This window comes from Lysinibacillus sp. NPDC096212 (assembly GCF_044763105.1).
Lineage (GTDB): Bacteria > Bacillota > Bacilli > Bacillales_A > Planococcaceae > Lysinibacillus.
Genome location: NZ_JBIWFQ010000007.1, coordinates 85,045 through 101,761 on the forward strand (window position 1 = coordinate 85,045; position 16,717 = coordinate 101,761).

Annotated in this window: 15 protein-coding genes; 11 read left to right on the plus strand and 4 right to left on the minus strand. The window is 36.3% G+C overall.

What is annotated here, in order from left to right:
• Positions 1-6: 6 nt before the first annotated feature.
• The 5 genes from ACIQ7T_RS09335 (at position 7) to ACIQ7T_RS09355 (ending at position 4,697) form a co-directional block, all read left to right on the plus strand.
• Positions 7-1,194 (plus strand): acyl-CoA dehydrogenase family protein, encoded by a 1,188-nt coding sequence (locus tag ACIQ7T_RS09335; protein WP_370077828.1) that lies wholly within the window; start codon positions 7-9, stop codon positions 1,192-1,194.
• A 13-nt stretch (positions 1,195-1,207) separates the two neighbouring features.
• On the plus strand, positions 1,208-2,077 hold the full coding sequence (locus ACIQ7T_RS09340; protein ID WP_370077826.1) for a transporter substrate-binding domain-containing protein: 870 nt from the start codon (positions 1,208-1,210) through the stop codon (positions 2,075-2,077).
• A 429-nt stretch (positions 2,078-2,506) separates the two neighbouring features.
• Entirely contained in the window at positions 2,507-3,214 is a 708-nt protein-coding gene (locus tag ACIQ7T_RS09345; protein WP_197142622.1) for an amino acid ABC transporter permease, read from the plus strand.
• Between the two features lie 12 nt (positions 3,215-3,226).
• A complete protein-coding gene (locus tag ACIQ7T_RS09350; protein WP_134022231.1) occupies positions 3,227-3,928 on the plus strand; it encodes an amino acid ABC transporter permease in 702 nt (233 codons plus the stop codon).
• 13 nt (positions 3,929-3,941) lie between these two features.
• Positions 3,942-4,697, plus strand: coding sequence for an amino acid ABC transporter ATP-binding protein (locus tag ACIQ7T_RS09355; RefSeq protein WP_370077824.1), 756 nt, complete (start codon positions 3,942-3,944; stop codon positions 4,695-4,697).
• 66 nt (positions 4,698-4,763) lie between these two features.
• Here the strand turns inward: ACIQ7T_RS09355 and helD are convergent, their stop codons facing one another.
• Positions 4,764-7,070, minus strand: coding sequence for an RNA polymerase recycling motor HelD (gene helD / locus ACIQ7T_RS09360; protein ID WP_402869936.1), 2,307 nt, complete (start codon positions 7,068-7,070; stop codon positions 4,764-4,766).
• Positions 7,071-7,662: 592 nt separating this feature from the next.
• Here helD and ACIQ7T_RS09365 point away from each other — a divergent pair.
• The 4 genes from ACIQ7T_RS09365 (at position 7,663) to ACIQ7T_RS09380 (ending at position 11,450) form a co-directional block, all read left to right on the plus strand.
• Positions 7,663-8,619, plus strand: a complete 957-nt coding sequence (locus ACIQ7T_RS09365) for an AAA family ATPase (protein WP_402869938.1) — start codon at positions 7,663-7,665, stop codon at positions 8,617-8,619.
• Between the two features lie 23 nt (positions 8,620-8,642).
• Positions 8,643-9,278 (plus strand): RNA ligase family protein, encoded by a 636-nt coding sequence (locus tag ACIQ7T_RS09370; RefSeq protein ID WP_402869941.1) that lies wholly within the window; start codon positions 8,643-8,645, stop codon positions 9,276-9,278.
• 476 nt (positions 9,279-9,754) lie between these two features.
• Positions 9,755-10,837: a YHYH domain-containing protein gene (locus ACIQ7T_RS09375; protein WP_402869944.1), complete on the plus strand. Its 1,083-nt coding sequence runs from the start codon at positions 9,755-9,757 to the stop codon at positions 10,835-10,837.
• Entirely contained in the window at positions 10,827-11,450 is a 624-nt protein-coding gene (locus ACIQ7T_RS09380; protein WP_370077818.1) for a hypothetical protein, read from the plus strand. The genes ACIQ7T_RS09375 and ACIQ7T_RS09380 overlap by 11 nt, the downstream gene beginning before the upstream one ends.
• A gap of 65 nt (positions 11,451-11,515) precedes the next feature.
• On the opposite strand, the gene ACIQ7T_RS09385 is transcribed toward ACIQ7T_RS09380, so the two are convergent.
• On the minus strand, positions 11,516-12,706 hold the full coding sequence (locus ACIQ7T_RS09385; RefSeq protein WP_402869947.1) for a coenzyme F420-0:L-glutamate ligase: 1,191 nt from the start codon (positions 12,704-12,706) through the stop codon (positions 11,516-11,518).
• A gap of 124 nt (positions 12,707-12,830) precedes the next feature.
• On the opposite strand from ACIQ7T_RS09385, the gene ACIQ7T_RS09390 reads away from it, so the two are divergent.
• Positions 12,831-13,751, plus strand: coding sequence for a LysR family transcriptional regulator (locus ACIQ7T_RS09390; protein ID WP_370077814.1), 921 nt, complete (start codon positions 12,831-12,833; stop codon positions 13,749-13,751).
• Between the two features lie 388 nt (positions 13,752-14,139).
• Here ACIQ7T_RS09390 and ACIQ7T_RS09395 read toward each other — a convergent pair whose 3' ends face one another.
• Complete coding sequence (locus ACIQ7T_RS09395) at positions 14,140-15,021, minus strand: LysR family transcriptional regulator (protein WP_402869950.1); 882 nt, start codon at positions 15,019-15,021, stop codon at positions 14,140-14,142.
• A gap of 112 nt (positions 15,022-15,133) precedes the next feature.
• On the opposite strand from ACIQ7T_RS09395, the gene ACIQ7T_RS09400 reads away from it, so the two are divergent.
• Positions 15,134-16,153 (plus strand): YeiH family protein, encoded by a 1,020-nt coding sequence (locus ACIQ7T_RS09400; protein ID WP_370077971.1) that lies wholly within the window; start codon positions 15,134-15,136, stop codon positions 16,151-16,153.
• A 102-nt stretch (positions 16,154-16,255) separates the two neighbouring features.
• Here ACIQ7T_RS09400 and ACIQ7T_RS09405 read toward each other — a convergent pair whose 3' ends face one another.
• Positions 16,256-16,591 carry a heme oxygenase gene (locus ACIQ7T_RS09405; RefSeq protein WP_142509939.1) on the minus strand — a complete coding sequence of 112 codons (336 nt, stop codon included), beginning with the start codon at positions 16,589-16,591 and terminating at the stop codon, positions 16,256-16,258.
• Positions 16,592-16,717: the final 126 nt, after the last annotated feature.

Genomic DNA, 16,717 nt, shown 5'->3' on the forward strand with positions numbered 1-16,717 from the left:
ATTTTCTTGAAGAATTTATTTATTAAAACAAAGCAGCAGCAGTATTGGCTAGATCAGCTAGCATCTATTTCTGAGCCAATCAAGGCTGAGGCTAAAGAAGTAGATGAACAATCTCGTTTTCCATTCGAAGCACATAAACTACTTCTGCAAATTGGTTATCCAAAACTAACTTTACCGAAAGAATATGGCGGTGAAGGATTATCAGTCTATGATTTGGTACTCGTTCAAGAAACGTTAGCAAGCTACGACGAGAATGCTTCACTCTCACTAGGGTGGACATTAGGTGTTATAGGCGAACTATATGAGAAAAAGCTATGGACAGACGATTTACTAAGTTCATTTGCTCAGGAAATAAAGAACGGAGCAATTATAAATAGGGCTGCGAGTGAAGCGGCAACTGGTAGTCCAACACGTGGAGGGCGACCAGGAACAAATGCTGTGTCAAAAGAGGCAGGTTGGCTCTTAAATGGACGTAAAATCTTTACGACAGCCTCCCCGGTACTAGATTACTTCTTAACATCAGCGTGGATTGAGGAGAAAAATCAAATTGGTTACTTCCTTATTCATAAAGATGCCCAGGGGCTTTCAATTGAAGAAAACTGGGAAATGTCTGCAATGCGAGGCACAAGCAGTCATGACCTAGTTTTAAAAGATGTGATAGTCCCTTCAAATCATTTAGTAGAGTTACCGGGTCACCCAAGTGGTGGCAAGATAAATGGTTGGATGCTACATATACCAGCAACATACTTAGGGATTGCGCAGGCAGCTCGTGATTATGCACTGCATTTTGCCAATCATTATCAACCTAATAGTTTAAATGCTCCAATTAGTACATTACCAAATGTGCAGCAACTTCTAGGTGATATTGAATTGAAGCTATATCAAGCGCGCTTTGTACTGTATGGGGTTGCCGAAGCTTATGATGACCCAGCTAGACGTGAGCTTTTGGTAAATGAAATGGCAGTTGCTAAGCATACGGTAACAAATTTGGCGATTGAAATCGTCGATAAGGCAATGCGTGTAGTAGGAGCTAAAAGCCTACAATTAACAAACCCATTACAGCGCTACTATCGAAATGTTCGTGCAGGACTTCATAATCCACCGATGGATGATATGACAATTATTAAATTGGCAAAGGCAGCAATTGAACAACAAAAATCGACTGAACATCAATTACAAAACAATGGAGAATAAGGGGAAATGACATATGTTTAAACAAAAGAAAAAGATTTTCCAATTGGCAGCAATCGGGTTGGCTTCACTTGCTATTTTAGCGGGCTGTAATTCAGGTGAAGCTTCAGATAAAGATTCCGAAGATGGCGCGAAAGTACGTACAGTGAAGGTTGCATATGATCAGGCATCTAAGCCTATTAGTTATATTGATGATAACGGAAACCCAACAGGCTACGATGTGGAAGTTATGAAGCTAGTGGATGAGATGTTACCTGAATATAAGTTTGAATTCGTAGGTACAACTAGTGATGATTTACTAATTGGTGTTGAGCAAGGGAAATATCAAGTAGGGATAAAAAATGCCTTCTTTACGCAAGAACGTACAGAAAAGTTTATTTTCCCTAAAGAATTTTTAGGCTTAAGTAGTGCGGGCTTAGTATTACGTAAAGAAGATGAGGGTGTGAAAACATTAGCCGACTTTGCGAAAAAAGGTTATTCATTAGCACCAATTGCTGCGAATAATGCCCAATACACAATTATAGATGAATATAATAAAGCCAACCCAGACAATAAAGTGAAATTACAAGCTGGAGATGCATTTACTGTCGATGTCGTGCAATGGGTAAATGAAAAACGTGTCGATGGTGGTGTGATGATTGAAGGTCCATTTAAACAACAAGTTTTAGCAGAAGATGGCCCATATCATAATTTAAAAGATGATGTAGTTTACAACGAATTTGACGTTATCAAAACATGGCCGTTGTTCAATAAAAAGGAACAAGAATTTGCAGATGCTTACGATAAAGCTATAGCAAAAATTAAAGAGCAAAAGAAAACAAATGAATTAAGCACTAAGTTTTACGGTCGAGATTTATTTGAAGTGTTAGATTCTGTGAAGCGCTAATAGGCGGTAGCTGATCAAAGAAGACCCCTCTTTAGAAGGGAAAGTGCTAGCAGCTACTACTAAATAAAAGGCTGTTGAGTCAGTATACTCAGCAGTCTTTATTAATAAAAAGAGAATTATTGTATCAGGTGTGTTGATTAGGGAAAAATGTTTGTTAATTATTGGGTGAAAAAGGGATTTTTTTGTTGATAATTTGCCTTATATATGAGCATATTTAGCTGATTGTAGTGAAGGGCTACTTGACTCCCGCAGGAAAGCAAGACAGACGAGACCCTGCACGGAGCGGAGCGAAGGAAGCGGCTCGTCGCTCGCCCGCAAGAAAGCAAGTAGCCCGTAACGGAAATCAGCGTCTTCTACTTAATTTTAGTAATTAAAAATAGCTAATCAACACACCTCTTATTGTACATTTATATAGAAGTTGGTGAGGAAATGGAGAAGTATTTTGATGCATCATACATTTGGAACTCAATTCCTGTATTATTACCGTTTTTAAAAGTTACCTTTTTAGTCGCGGGTTCTTCCATTGTACTAGGCACAATATTTGGCTTACTATTAGCGGCTGCCAAGTTAAGTTCAATAAAATTGCTGCGAAAATTAGCGAACTTATATACAACGATTATGCGTTGTACACCATCTATCGTCTTATTATTCCTCGTATATTATGGTGTTCCAGCGTTAGCGGAAAACTTCGGCATCAATCTCCATTCAATCGAAACAGCCATTTTCGTAGTCGTAACGTTCACTTTGCAGTTTGCGGCGATTATGTCGGAAGTTATTCGTTCTGCTTATTTAGCGATTGATAAAGGGCAATTTGAAGCGGCTGTTAGTGTGGGATTAACGCCATTTCAGGCCTATCGACGTATTATTTTCCCGCAGGCACTCGTTATCGCTTTACCGAACTTTGGGAATGGAATGATTGCCTTATTACAAGAAGGGGCGCTCGCTTATACAATCGGCTTAATTGATATTGTCGGAAAGGCAAATTTAATTATTGCAAGTAACATTAATGCACATGCATTAGAAATATATATTGCTTTAGCGATTGTTTATTGGGTGCTGTCGATTATTATAGAAAAATTCTTCGCTATGCTAGAAAAGTTCTTTGGTAAGGGGAAAAAGACATTAGAAACAACGTAAGGAGGCGAAACCATGAATTATCAATTTTTAGTTGAAACATTTTTTGTTGCATTATCAGGTGTACCTATCGCACTCCTTGTGACAATTGTTGCTATGCTCGTTGCTTTACCACTTGGCTTTCTACTAGCACTAACAAGAATCAATAAAATCCCAGTGATCCATCATATAGCAAAAATTTATGTCTCCTTTGTCCGAGGTACACCTATAATCATTCAAATCTTTATTATTTATAGTAGTATCCCATTACTACTTAAAATGATTTTTGAAAAATATAATATTGCCTACGATATTTATAAAATCAATCCGATTTGGTATGCATTTATCGTCTTCGCATTTAGTACAACGGCAATATTAATTGAGGTATTTCGTTCTGCTTTAAGTACGATTGAAAAAGGTCAGCTAGAGGCTGCTCATGCAGTAGGCTTAACAACATTTCAAGCCTATCGCCGTATTATTATTCCGCAGGCTTTAGTAGTAGCTATGCCAAATATTTGTACGGCTACAGTCAATCTCATTAAAGCGACGTCTTTAGGCTATGCAATGTCCTTACCTGAAATTACATTAAAGGCTAAGGTGGCTGCAAATGTTGGCTACAATTACGTAGAAGCATATATTGATATTTTCATAGTGTACTTAATTTTATGTAGTACAGTTGAATACATCTTTAAACGATATGAAAAACATTTAAGTAAATTCAAAGTGGCAAAAGCCTAAGGGGTGAACGAGTATGTTAGAAATTAAAAATATTCATAAATCATTTGGAGACAATGAAATTTTAAAGGGTGTCGATTTAGCCATTGATAAAGGCGATGTTGTTGTTATTTTAGGCCCAAGCGGCTCAGGAAAAACAACATTATTACGTTGCATTAACTTTTTAGAGAAGGCTGACCAAGGACATGCGACATTTGGTGATATCCAAGTAGATTTTCAAAATGTGAAGAAGAAGGACGTACATTCGATTCGTCAGCGTGTAGCCTTTGTATTCCAAAACTACAATCTTTTCACGAATAAAACAGCGCTAGAAAATGTGACAGAAGGGCTTATTATAGGACGTAAAATTCCGAAGGCAGAAGCGATTGAAGTTGGCAAAAAGGCGCTTGATAAAGTAGGCTTATCAGAAAAATATGATGCCTATCCAAGTCAATTGTCAGGAGGTCAGCAGCAGCGAGTTGGTATTGCACGAGCAGTAGCATTAAATCCTGATATTATTTTATTTGATGAACCGACTTCTGCACTTGACCCAGAGCTAGTAGGAGAAGTCCTTCAGGTTATGAAGAACATTGCAGCAGAAGGAACAACAATGCTTGTGGTCACACATGAAATGGGCTTTGCAAAAGACGTAGCAAACCGGGTGATTTTTATGGACGGTGGTGTCGTAGTAGAGGAAGGAAATCCTCATGATATATTTGTTAATCCGAAAGAGGAGCGCACGAAAAAATTCTTAAAACGTGTTATTCCAGAGGATTATACTTACTACATTTAACTTAAATGATAAAAGAAGAGAATCTGCAAGCCTTCCATGGAAGCTTGTGGATTCTCTTTTTTGAAATTAAAGCTTTAAAAAATGTGTTAACTCATTAATTGAGTAGACATGCAATTCGTGCATAGCTCGTGTACAAGCTGTGTAGAAATAATTACGTTCTGTTTCTCTAGAATAATTAGCTACGGAAGCATTGTATAGCAAGACAGCATCAAATTCAATTCCTTTTGCCATATAAGCAGGTAACAGTAAAATTCCTTTTTTAAATTGATTTGTATCATGGGTAATGAGTTGAAGATCTACTTGGTCTTTCATTTGTTCAAAAACCATTGTACATTCATGCTCTGTTTTACAGATGACTGCAATTGTTTCGAACTTTAGGGACAAACTGTTAATCTTTTCGACAAGCTGTTCAATTAAATCTATTTCGTTTGGAACAATCGTGATAGTCGGTTCGGGACCAGTTCGATTAAAGGCTTCTACTTTGGCGCCTTCATGTAAAATCTTCGAAGTTAGTTGAATAATTTGTTTTGTTGAGCGATAACTTTTCGTCAATATCATTTTTTCTGCTTGTTCACCATACAATTGTGGCGTTAGCAGGGAAGGGTTTTTAAAGGTATGAGGATGGATGGTTTGATGTCCATCGCCCAATATAGTCATACGTGCACGTGGGAATAATTGTTGTAATACAAATAGCTGAAATGGAGAATAGTCTTGTGCTTCATCAACTAAAACATGGCGAATCATCGTATTTGTTCGTTGACCTTCTATTTTGTCCTGCAAATATAAAAATGGAGCGGTATCTTCATATGAAATAATGCGCTTTGCTAAATTAGGGAGTGTATGTTGACAGATTTCTTCCCAATGGTCGGGCAAAAAGTTCTGTAATTGCTGATGAATCGTATAGTTCATCTCAAACAAATGTCGATAAATGCCTAATATGTGAACAAACTTTAATTGTTTCACAGATTGACGAAGTGGCTTGAACTGTTTTTTGACAATTTGGATGGCTAATTTCTTGCGTTCTTGCTCGAAATCATCAAAAGAATTTTCTGAAAATCGACCTTCATGTAAAAGCTCGCTATAGGTTTTTGTATATTCTTCAATGTCTAAAAGTTCACTGGCTTCTTCTACCCATTCTTTTGCCCGTTCTGCTTTTTCAATTTTCGATAATCGTTGTAATAACCATTCTTTCACTAACTGCAGTCGATTTGGGATAGGCATTGTGGCGTTGAACGAATAAAAGTATTCAGCAATTTCTTGAGCTGTAATAATTCTTTCTCCGCGAAAAACAATATTTTTAAACAGCAAACCTTCATTTGTAAGGTGCTCAATATATTTGTCCATCAATTCTCGATATTGGAGGCTAGCTTTAAAAGAAATAATCGAAAGCTTCATTTGGTAGAGTGAGTCATCTTGCTCTGTTAAAAGTGACTCCAATTGCTCATAAGGATATTCCAATTGGAACTGTCGACCTAAACGTTTTGTTGCATATTCGGAGAAGGTTAATTGCTGCATATTGTCTTCACCTAAATCCGGTAAAACGGTATGAACATATTGATTAAAGAGCTGATTAGGTGTAATCAATAAAATTTGATCAGCAGTAATTTGGTCTCGATAATGATATAACAAATAAGCAACACGTTGGAGAGCAACAGCCGTTTTTCCACTACCCGCGACACCCTCTACGATTAGATAAGGAGTGCTGACATGTCGAATTATTTTATTTTGCTCAGCTTGAATCGTTGCTACGATGCTGCGGATATGTTCGTTTGCATTTTGAGCGAGAATATCGAGTAATAAGTCATCACCGATCGTTAAACCTGTATTAAACATCGATTGTAATTGGCCATTTTTAATGATAAATTGCCGTTTTAAAAGCATCTCACCTTGAATTTCGTCAGTCGCCGTTTCATAAGTAGCGGGGCCAGGGGTGTAATCATAATACATACTTGATATAGGGGCTCGCCAATCGTAAATTAGTATGTTTTCATTCTCTTCATCCATTAAGGTTGCTACACCGATATAAATCTTTAAAGGTTCGTTATGATCATCCTGTAAAAAATCAATGCGAGCGAAATAGGGTGATTGCAGTAAACGGTCATAAATTTTTACATCCTTGATGACACGTTGCTGAGCATGCTGGGAATCAGATAAGAGCTCTGCCTGTTGTTTGATAGCATAAAAGGTTTCGTCTATATCCTCAGGCGTATCTAAATTCACTCTAACGTCGTCCCAAAAGGTTTTCTTTAACGCTAAAACATTGTCTTTAACAGCCTTTTCTTTTTGTAGTAACTCCTCTTTTTTATGATCAACTGTGTTTAAACAAAGAGCAAGATACTGTTTTTCTTCTGTCCATTCATATTGCTTTTCCAATGTTACTCACATTCCTTTCAATATGGATTTAGAATCGGGAAATTTATCATACAGCTATTTCAGAAAGAAGTATAGTCTAGTAATTTTGGCAAATTTATGATATAATAAAGTTATAAGAGAAAATCAATTTTTTAATAAAAAAGGCTGTTCCGCAAAAGGTGGAGCAGTCTTTTTTTGTAGTCAAATTGTCCCTTTTGAAGAATGTTGCTTTTTATGGATAGTTTCCGAAATTTTGGTATGACATCATGTATATAGGTTGATCTCCGTTCCAACAGGACGCTTTCCTTAGGTTCCTGGTGAGGTGTGGTGTTCTTAGTAGCCGTTCTCGTACTTGCTCGCTCCAGGGCCCATCCGTGACCCGAGAAGTCGCTCAGCCTCTGCTCGACTTATGTTCATGGTATACATTTCAAAAAATGTTATGTCGGATTTATATCATTTTTACCCTCAAAAATTAATCCCTATACGTTAGAGTTAAGTTGATGATTGAATTTTGATAAAAACAGCTTCATGAGTAAGGGGGGAAGTCGTTAATTGCTAACTAAAGAATATGTTTCTAGAAACGATATAGACACTTGAAAGGGGGTGAGAAAAAATGAAGGTGATATTTACAGTTGGGTTACCTGGAAGTGGCAAGAGTACGTTTGTTAAAGAGCTAGCGAAAAGCGAAAATGCAGTTATTCTTTCAAGTGATGCTATACGTCAAGAGTTATTTGGTGACGTTTCAAGACAAAAAACACGAATAGTATTTCGTGTTTTGTACGAGCGTTTAAATGAATTTGTGGCTAAAGGTCAATCTGTCATTGTTGATGCGACAAATATCGAACGGGAACGCAGGATGTTTGCACTGAGTAAATTGTCTGGTAATGTGAAGGTTGCATGCTATTATTTTGATACTCCTTATACTTTGTGTGTATCAAGAAATCAACAAAGAAAGAGAAAAGTTCCGTTAGTGATAATGGATAAAATGAGAAAGAATTTAGAGTTTCCGATATTGGGAGAAGGGTTTGAAGAGGTGCATATTGTACATGAAGCGAGTCCATATGAAATCTCAAAAGAGCAATTTCTTTCACTAATCCAAAGCGAACCCACATATGAAGAGCTTTTTCAAAAGTTGAGAGCGGTCCAACCATTTAAAGAGATTTATCAATTTAATCAAGAAAATCCTTATCATCAATTTTTACTTTGCCAGCATACGTATTTTGTTTATGAATATATGAACGAATACTATATGGAGAGTGACAAGTTAGCGCTACAAATAGCTGCTTTATTCCATGATGTAGGCAAACCGTTTTGTAAAAAATATAAAGAATTACAACAAAGATATGGATATTATGGACATGAAAATGTATCCGCTCAAATGGTATGCCATTTTTTATTAGAGCTTGGCTTTGAAGAAGACTTTGTTTTAAAGGTTGTTAATTTAGTGCAATTTCATATGTTAATTCAATATGGGGGCGATAGGGGATCAAGTAAGATTTATCATTTATTAGATGGTGACTTATTAACAAAGCTTTATTTCTTTCGTGAAGCAGATCAATTTGCGAAGTAGATGTAAACAAAGGAAGTGAGTTTATGACCAATTTGATGAAGTATCCAAGAAGCTTTCATTTGCCGTGGAGTAGAGGATATACACATGATGACAAGGTTGCTAAAAATGTTGATCATTTTATTGGAAAAGAGGTAGTTGTAACCGAAAAATTAGACGGGGAAGGAACAACACTTTATCAAAACTATATGCATGCTAGAAGCTTAAATTCAGGAGATCATCCGTCGAGGCATTGGGTGAAAACGTTTCATGCTACATTTGCCTTCCAGATTCCAGAAGGTTGGAGATTATGTGGCGAAAATATTTATGCCAAGCACTCCATTTACTACAATGAGTTAACTAGTTACTTTTATTTATTTAGTATTTGGAACGAAAAAAATATTTGTTTAAGCTGGGATGAAACAGTTCGTTATGCAGCTGAATGGGGGATTGAAACGGTACCTGTATTATATCGAGGTATTTTCGATGAAGAAAAAATAAAGAAGACGTTTACAGGAAGATCACTTCTTGGGGGTGAGCAGGAAGGGTATGTTATTAGAAATGCGGATGCCTTCCATTATGATGATTTTCGATATAACCTAGGGAAATTTGTGAGACAGAATCATGTTCGAACAAACGAACATTGGTTAAATGAAGAAGTGATTCCTAATCAATTGAAATAAGCTTTATTTGAAAAGATTGAATCTACTATAAAACAAAAGGACTGAGAACAATGTAATTCTTTAACACGAAATTAATAATATATAACAAATATGAGGAAGTATGCAGTGGCAGCGAGTCCCTTTGCTGAATAGGGACTTACAGGTTCGATTCCTGTCAACCTCACTAAATGAAAAGGCATAATAGAATATATTCCCTCTAAGTAGACAATGTAAAAAGGATACTTAGGGGGTTTTTCTATGAACAGGATAGATTAACCTTCTGCTTCGTGGAGAAGTATTACTTTTTTAAATAAATAATTTAGTATAGCTACCGTCTTTTAGACTTTTTTCTCAAAAATTAAACGCACTCCCATTTCTCACTTATATTATTTAATTTTTTTAGATCGGAATGGAGAATGGCAAAATCGTACTATACGTCATGGGAAACATGATATAAGATAAAATATAGAAAATATTATAAATGGGAGGTAAAAATGGTGAGAAATGGTTATTTGTCGATAATTAGTATTTTAGCATGCTGTTTTTTACTTCTGCCACCGTATACAGCAAGTGCCCATCCAGGCAGAACTGATAGTAATGGAGGGCATACCTGTCGAACTAACTGTGCAAAATGGGGATTAAAAAATGGAGAGTATCATTATCATAATGGTGGTAGTACGTCCAACGGTAGTAGTGGTACATCCAGTAGTAGCGGTAGTACATCAAAACCTACCCCGACAAAATCTGTAACCTCAACACCAGAGCCAAAAGTGGATGAGGATCAAGTGAAGGCGGAAAACTATTACACAACAGCAACGGATTTATATAATAGTGGAGAATATAAGAAAGCTATTACTGAACTTGAAAAGATTTATGAATTGAATAAAAGTAGTAGTAAGACAGATAGCCTTGTTCAAAAATCTATGAATGCTATTTATCAGTTGGCTGAATCTAAGAGTAATGCAGGGGATTATTCAATAGCTAAAGATTATGCGATTTATATAAAAGAAAATCGACATGCTAGCGACGAGATTAAGCTAAAGGCTAATGGTTTATTAAAACAAATAGAAGAGAACGAGAAAATCAATGAATTGCTTTATAAAGCAACAAATGCTAGAGATGAAAAAGAGTACGAAAAAACTTTCAGCTTTATCCAAGAGGCTCAGAAGATAAAAGATTTAGATAAAATTAAATCTTTTTATAATGAAACGGTAGAGTCTTTAACGAGTGATGCAGAAGAAGCATTTCACCAAAAGCAGTATGGGGATGCTAAAAAGCTTTATAAATTATTGGTCAAAAAAACAGAAACGCCAACATTAATCTCACAATATCAAAAGAAAATCCAGCGAATACAAGGCGAACAATTACTACAAAAAAGTTTTGATATTAAGACAACGGATTTTGAAGGGACGTCTCTTTTTAATCATTTAATGGAAGATGAAAACAACTCACATTATGATGAAAATATTGTAAATATATTAAAAGACTCCTTACATGAGGGTACAGATAATGCTAGGAAATTTATATTTAATGTTAACATTGAAGAATTGTTAAAAGGGGGAAAGAAAGATGCTGCATAAATCAGAGTTAAAACTTAGAACCCCGATTTTTAAAACAGCTTGGTTTATGTGGTTTTGGTTAATTATTTTTCCTCCTTTGGGTGTATTTCTTATGTGGAAACAGGGACGTCTTACTAAAATGAAACGTACTATAGCTACCGCAATAGCCGGTGTCTACTTTGTCTCTCCGATGATAATTGGAATGGCAACAACGCTGCCTCTTTATAGTAACCAAGAAGAATTTATAGAGGCATTCAATAAAGAAATTAAAAAACTAGACTTCTCGTATTCTCTTGAAAATATAAAAAAAGAAGAAGAAACAATTACTTCGAAGTTGGGTAAGGATATTACTTTAATTGAAAATATTGATGAAAAAGGCGCAGTACATGAGTTGGTTATGGTGGGGCAAGGCGAAGGGATGGATATCATACTTTCTATGGGGTTGTTAATTGGTATGACAAACCCCATCTTAAACCAAAACGAGATTGGCGCTGTTTTGAAGGATTTACGTTTGTTTGACGAAAGTTATGAATATCAAAAGAATGAAACAACTGTAGAGAAAAATAAGATTCGTTATAATTTAAAATATGATCAAGCTGCTGGTGTAATATTTAGTGTTTCAAAAGTGAATTAATATTATAGCTAATGAATCTTTCAATAGAAAAAGTGCGAGCAACTAGCTCGCACTTTTTTTGGAAATTACTTTGTATAGTTATCGAAATAACCTTGAATATAAATCATTGGTGTTCCTTTATCACCTGAACCAGAAGTTAGATCAGATAGTGAACCAATTAGGTCTGTTAAACGACGAGGTGTTGTACCTTGAGCTGCCATTTGCCCAGTTAAATCTTCGTCTTTGTTTTGGATATACTCAGAAATTGCTGCTTTTAATTCTTCGCCGCGAAGATCCGCAAAATCATTATCTGCTAAGTATTTTAGCTTTACTTCGTTTGGCGTGCCATCTAATCCAGCAGTGAAAGCTGGTGAAACAACTGGGTCAGCTAACTCCCAAATCTTGCCCACAGGATCTTTAAATGCACCATCACCATAAACCATTACTTCAACTGTTTTACCAGTAGCTTCTTTGAGTTTTGCTTGGATGCCATCAACGATTGGTTGGCAAGTATGTGGGAATAATTTTACGCTATCTTCAGTAGCTTTATTTGAACCAAGTAGACCATACTCCGCATTGAAGCCAGAACCGTTATTAGATACAGATAAAATATTATCAAGACTGTATACTTTTTCAGCTCCATTTGCCGTTAAAATACGTTTCGTACGTAAGCGTGTATGAATATCACAAGTTAAAACACTCTTCGTAAAATCTAAAATTGTTTTTGGGTTATTTGAAAAGATAACTTCACAAGTAGCACCTTCAGCTTCGATCAGCTCTTTATAATATTCGATATAATCTACACCTGTAAATGTATGTTTTTTATAGCCGAAATGCTCACGGAATTCAACCTCAGTTAAAGTATCTGTCCAAGGATTAATCCCTTTGACATCTAGCTCATCGATATCAACTAGGTGATTCCCAACTTCATCAGATGGATAGCTAAGCATAAGAACAACCTTTTTTACGCCTTTTGCAATACCACGTAAGCAGTTAGCGAAACGATTACGGCTTAGAATTGGAAAAATAACACCAACAGTATCATCGCCAAATTTAGCAGCTACGTCAGTTGCGATATCATCAATGGATGCATAGTTACCTTGTGCACGCGCAACGACAGATTCTGTTACTGTGACAATGTCACGATCTTCAATGGAATAGCCTTCAATCTTTGCTGCATTTAATACTGTATCAACAACGATTTGCTCAATATTATCGCCTTCGTTAATAATTGGACCACGAAGACCTCTTACTACTGTACCAACTACACGTTCCAAAATAATCTCTCCTTATTAAATAGGTAAATGTATGTTAAATAAAACCAATATAGTTTTACTATACGCTCCTTTAGTGATATAAGTAAAATTAATAGTTCGTATAATAGCTATAAGAGGTGCTTATATGATAGGGAAATTAGATTTATATCGCGTTTTTAGTATTGTCGCTAAAAATAATAGCTTTTCAAGTGCAGCTAAAGATTTATATATGACTCAACCAGCTGTTAGCCAAGCCATGATGCAATTAGAAAAGGAGCTAGGTACACGTCTCTTTAACCGTACACCTAAAGGAGTGACGTTAACAACTGAAGGTAAACTTTTATATGAGTATACAAATTCAGCGTTAGGCCTTTTAGATGCTGGTGAGGAGAAACTGCTAGAATTTAAAAATTTAACAACAGGTCAGTTGAAAATTGGAGTAGGGGACACTATTTCTCGTTTCTTTTTAATGCCTTATCTAGAGACGTTTCATACAATGTATCCAAATATCAAATTACAAATGTTAAATGGAACGACTTCGGAAATTTGTAACTTTATTAAATCTGGCGAGGTTGATATAGGACTTTGTAATTTTCCGATAGAAGATCAGACATTACAGTTAACAGCTTGCACCGAGGTTCAGGATATTTTTGTATGCGGCGAAAAGTACAAAACCTTGGCATCAAAAAGCTTAAGCTTTGAGGATCTGTTAAAGTTTCCACTTGTATTTTTAGAGAAAAAATCAAATTCAAGAAAGTATGTAGAAGATTATTTATTTGCAAGAGGGATCTTCATTGAACCTGAGTTTGAGCTTGGTTCACATGATCTAGTGCTGGAATTTGCACGCAGTAATTTAGGAATTGCTTGTGTAACGAAAGAATTTTCTAAAGATTATTTGCAGCGAGGATTTTTATATGAGCTAACATTAACAGAAAGTATACCAAATCGGAGCATTGGCATGTGTTATTTGAAAAGCGTACCTTTATCTCGAGCAGCGTTGAAATTTGTAGAAATTATTGAGCATAAGCAGGAGCGTAAACGTCTAAATCCAAGAATTATAAAGTGAGCTTAGCGAGTAGTGTTGAAAACCAAAATGGTGAAGGGAATCTTTGTCACATTAAATAAAGTATGGCTCTTCTGCAAAACGAGAGGTTGATTTCCGTTCTACTGGGCGCTTTGTAGCTGCCGCTTTGCTTTCGCTACAGAAAACATTTGTTGTTGCTGTCGCTACGCTTTCACACAGAAAACATCCGCTTCGCTGCAGGGTCTCGGGCCAACACGATGTTGGTCACGAAGGCTTTATCACAGGACGTGATGGTTTTAGCCTTCGTTCCTCTATTGCTGATCCCCAAGGAGTCGCCCAGTTTCCACTCCAATCAACCACTTCACATAGTATATATCTTCTGACACATAATAGCTTTTCAACAACATGAAGCTTAGCGAATTACTAGTCGCTAAGCTTTTTTTAATAGTGCCTCTAAAAGAATGTCGACATTGCGTTTATTTTTTATTGTAGGCGAGCACAAATAAGAAAATGTTCGGATAAAATGCTGTTCCTCGAGGGGTAAGATTTTTATATCGCCATTTTTTAATTCACGCTCAATGACACTAGCGGACAGTAATGAAAGTCCAAGCCCCTGTATAACGCTTTCTTTCACACCTTGATTGCTACTAATAGTAAGAAGTGAACGTACTTGGAGCCCATTTGCTCTAAATAAATGATCTAAATAATAACGTGTGCCAGAGCCTTCTTCACGTGCAACCCAATTTTGCTGCTGTAAGTCCGAAACTGTAATCGTTGACTCCTTTGCAAGAGGGTGATTACTCGCGCTGACAATAAATAACTCGTCTTGCATAAACGGTTTAATAAGAAGTTCATGGTCGTGTGCTTGTCCTTCAATAAGACCGATATCGACTTGTAATAATTTTGTATATTGAATGATTTCTTTCGTATTGCCAATAATAACTTGAAGCTCTAGCTGAGGGAATTGCTGTTGCAAGCTGGCAATGATAGGAGGTAATATATATTCCCCAATGGTAAAGCTAGCGCCAATCACAAGTGTACCTTGAATTTCATGGTGATAGGTTAAAATATCTTCCTTTGCTGCCTCGGCAATGGCCATCATTTGCTTAGCTCGTTTATATAAAATTTCTCCAGTTGGTGTGATTTGTACAGATTTTGGTGAACGGATAAATAAAGTCGTGTGAAATTCTTGTTCTAAGTTTTTAATGTGTAAACTGACACTTGGCTGCGAAATATGAAGTATTTCGGAAGTTTTCGTAAAATTATTGACCTCCACCAGTGTGATGAACGTTCTTAAAGCATCAAATTGCATATTACCACTCCTATTATTAGAAATATTAATAATTATAATTATATATATGTATTTTACTGATGATTAACTTTCTAATAAAGTAAAATCATCAAGGATGAAAGAAGTGAACAACATGGATAATGGCCAGCAGAGGTTAAAAAGTTTCCTGACCCCAGCGTTTATGAAGGGAATCTTGTTGACACTCATTATTGCCTTAGTAGCAAAATATATTTCGACATTTCCTTTCTTCTCAATATTAGGGCAGCTTGTCATTGCGATTATATTAGGTATGGCTTGGAGAGCAGCCTTTAAGGTGCAGGATTCTTGGCAAACAGGTATAACATTTTCAAGTAAAAAATTATTACGCCTCGGCATTATTTTTCTAGGTATGCGCTTGAATTTAGCGGATATTTACAATGCTGGAGCGAGTGTCTTTCTTATTGCGTTTATTAATCTAGTATTTGCTTTAGTGGTTGTATATGGCTTAACGAAGGTATTTCATGTAGATAAGAAACTAGGCATATTAACAGCTTGTGGTACAGCTATTTGTGGGGCTGCTGCTGTTGTCGCTATTGCTCCTCAAATTAAAGCGAATGAAAAAGAAACGGCAGTGGGCGCAGCGATAGTCGCATTGCTAGGGACTGTATTCACATTAGTCTACACGGTGTTATACTCTGTATTTAACTTAACTCCTACTGAATATGGTATTTTTGCGGGAGGCACTCTACATGAAATTGCTCATGTTATTGCAGCAGCCTCAGCTGGTGGAAATGAAGCAATTGATATGGCAGTTATTGTGAAGCTAACACGTGTCGCATTGCTTGTACCAGTAGCCATAGTCATCGGTATTTTATATCGAAGAATTGATAAGGGGCAGGAAAAAGAAGGATTTTCACTGTCGATAATTCCATGGTTTATCCTTGGGTTTTTAGCGATGAGTGCTATTAATTCGTTAGGGATTGTACCAGCTAATGTAGCGCAAACATTTGTAAATATCGCTTATATTTTAATTGGGATGGCGATGGCTGGACTAGGTTTAAATGTAGACATAAAAACCTTTAAACAATTAGGCGTAAAAGCGTTTATTGCAGGATTTATCGGTTCGGTTTGCTTATCAATACTTGGCTATGTTTTAGTTATTTTCATGCAATAATTCAAAAGATCCTGCATTTTCAAAAATGCAGGATCTTTTTTAGATAGAATCAGAAGATATTTTAGTTGTTACTTCTTTCAGCCTACTGAAAGAAGTTAAAAATTAGCGTAATGCTTCAATCGAAGAAGCTAATTCAGCTATAACTATTTTGCTACCGATAAGTGGACTGTTTTCAGGTTTTCCTCCCTCAGCACTTTGTCCAGGACGGTGATGAGCTGCGGCGAATGCATCGCTATTACGCCAAGCTTGGAAATGCTCTTTAGACTCCCAGTACATATTGACGCTCATTTCGTCATAAGTGGGATCATCAGTTGAAACTAATACCTCCACTTTATGGAAGCCTTCAAACTGCTGTAGAGGTCCTGGTTTTGTAAAGTTCGGTGCCATTTTTGCAGCAAAGCCGGGTTTGACTTGAATACGATTTGTAACAATAATCATGCTTTCCCCCCTAATCATTTTTTTGTTAACTATACGAATGAATTATCAATGATTATCATTCGCAATCAATGATAATTCGCCTAGGAAGACATTGTCAATAGAAGAGCCATGTAAATTGCAAATAGC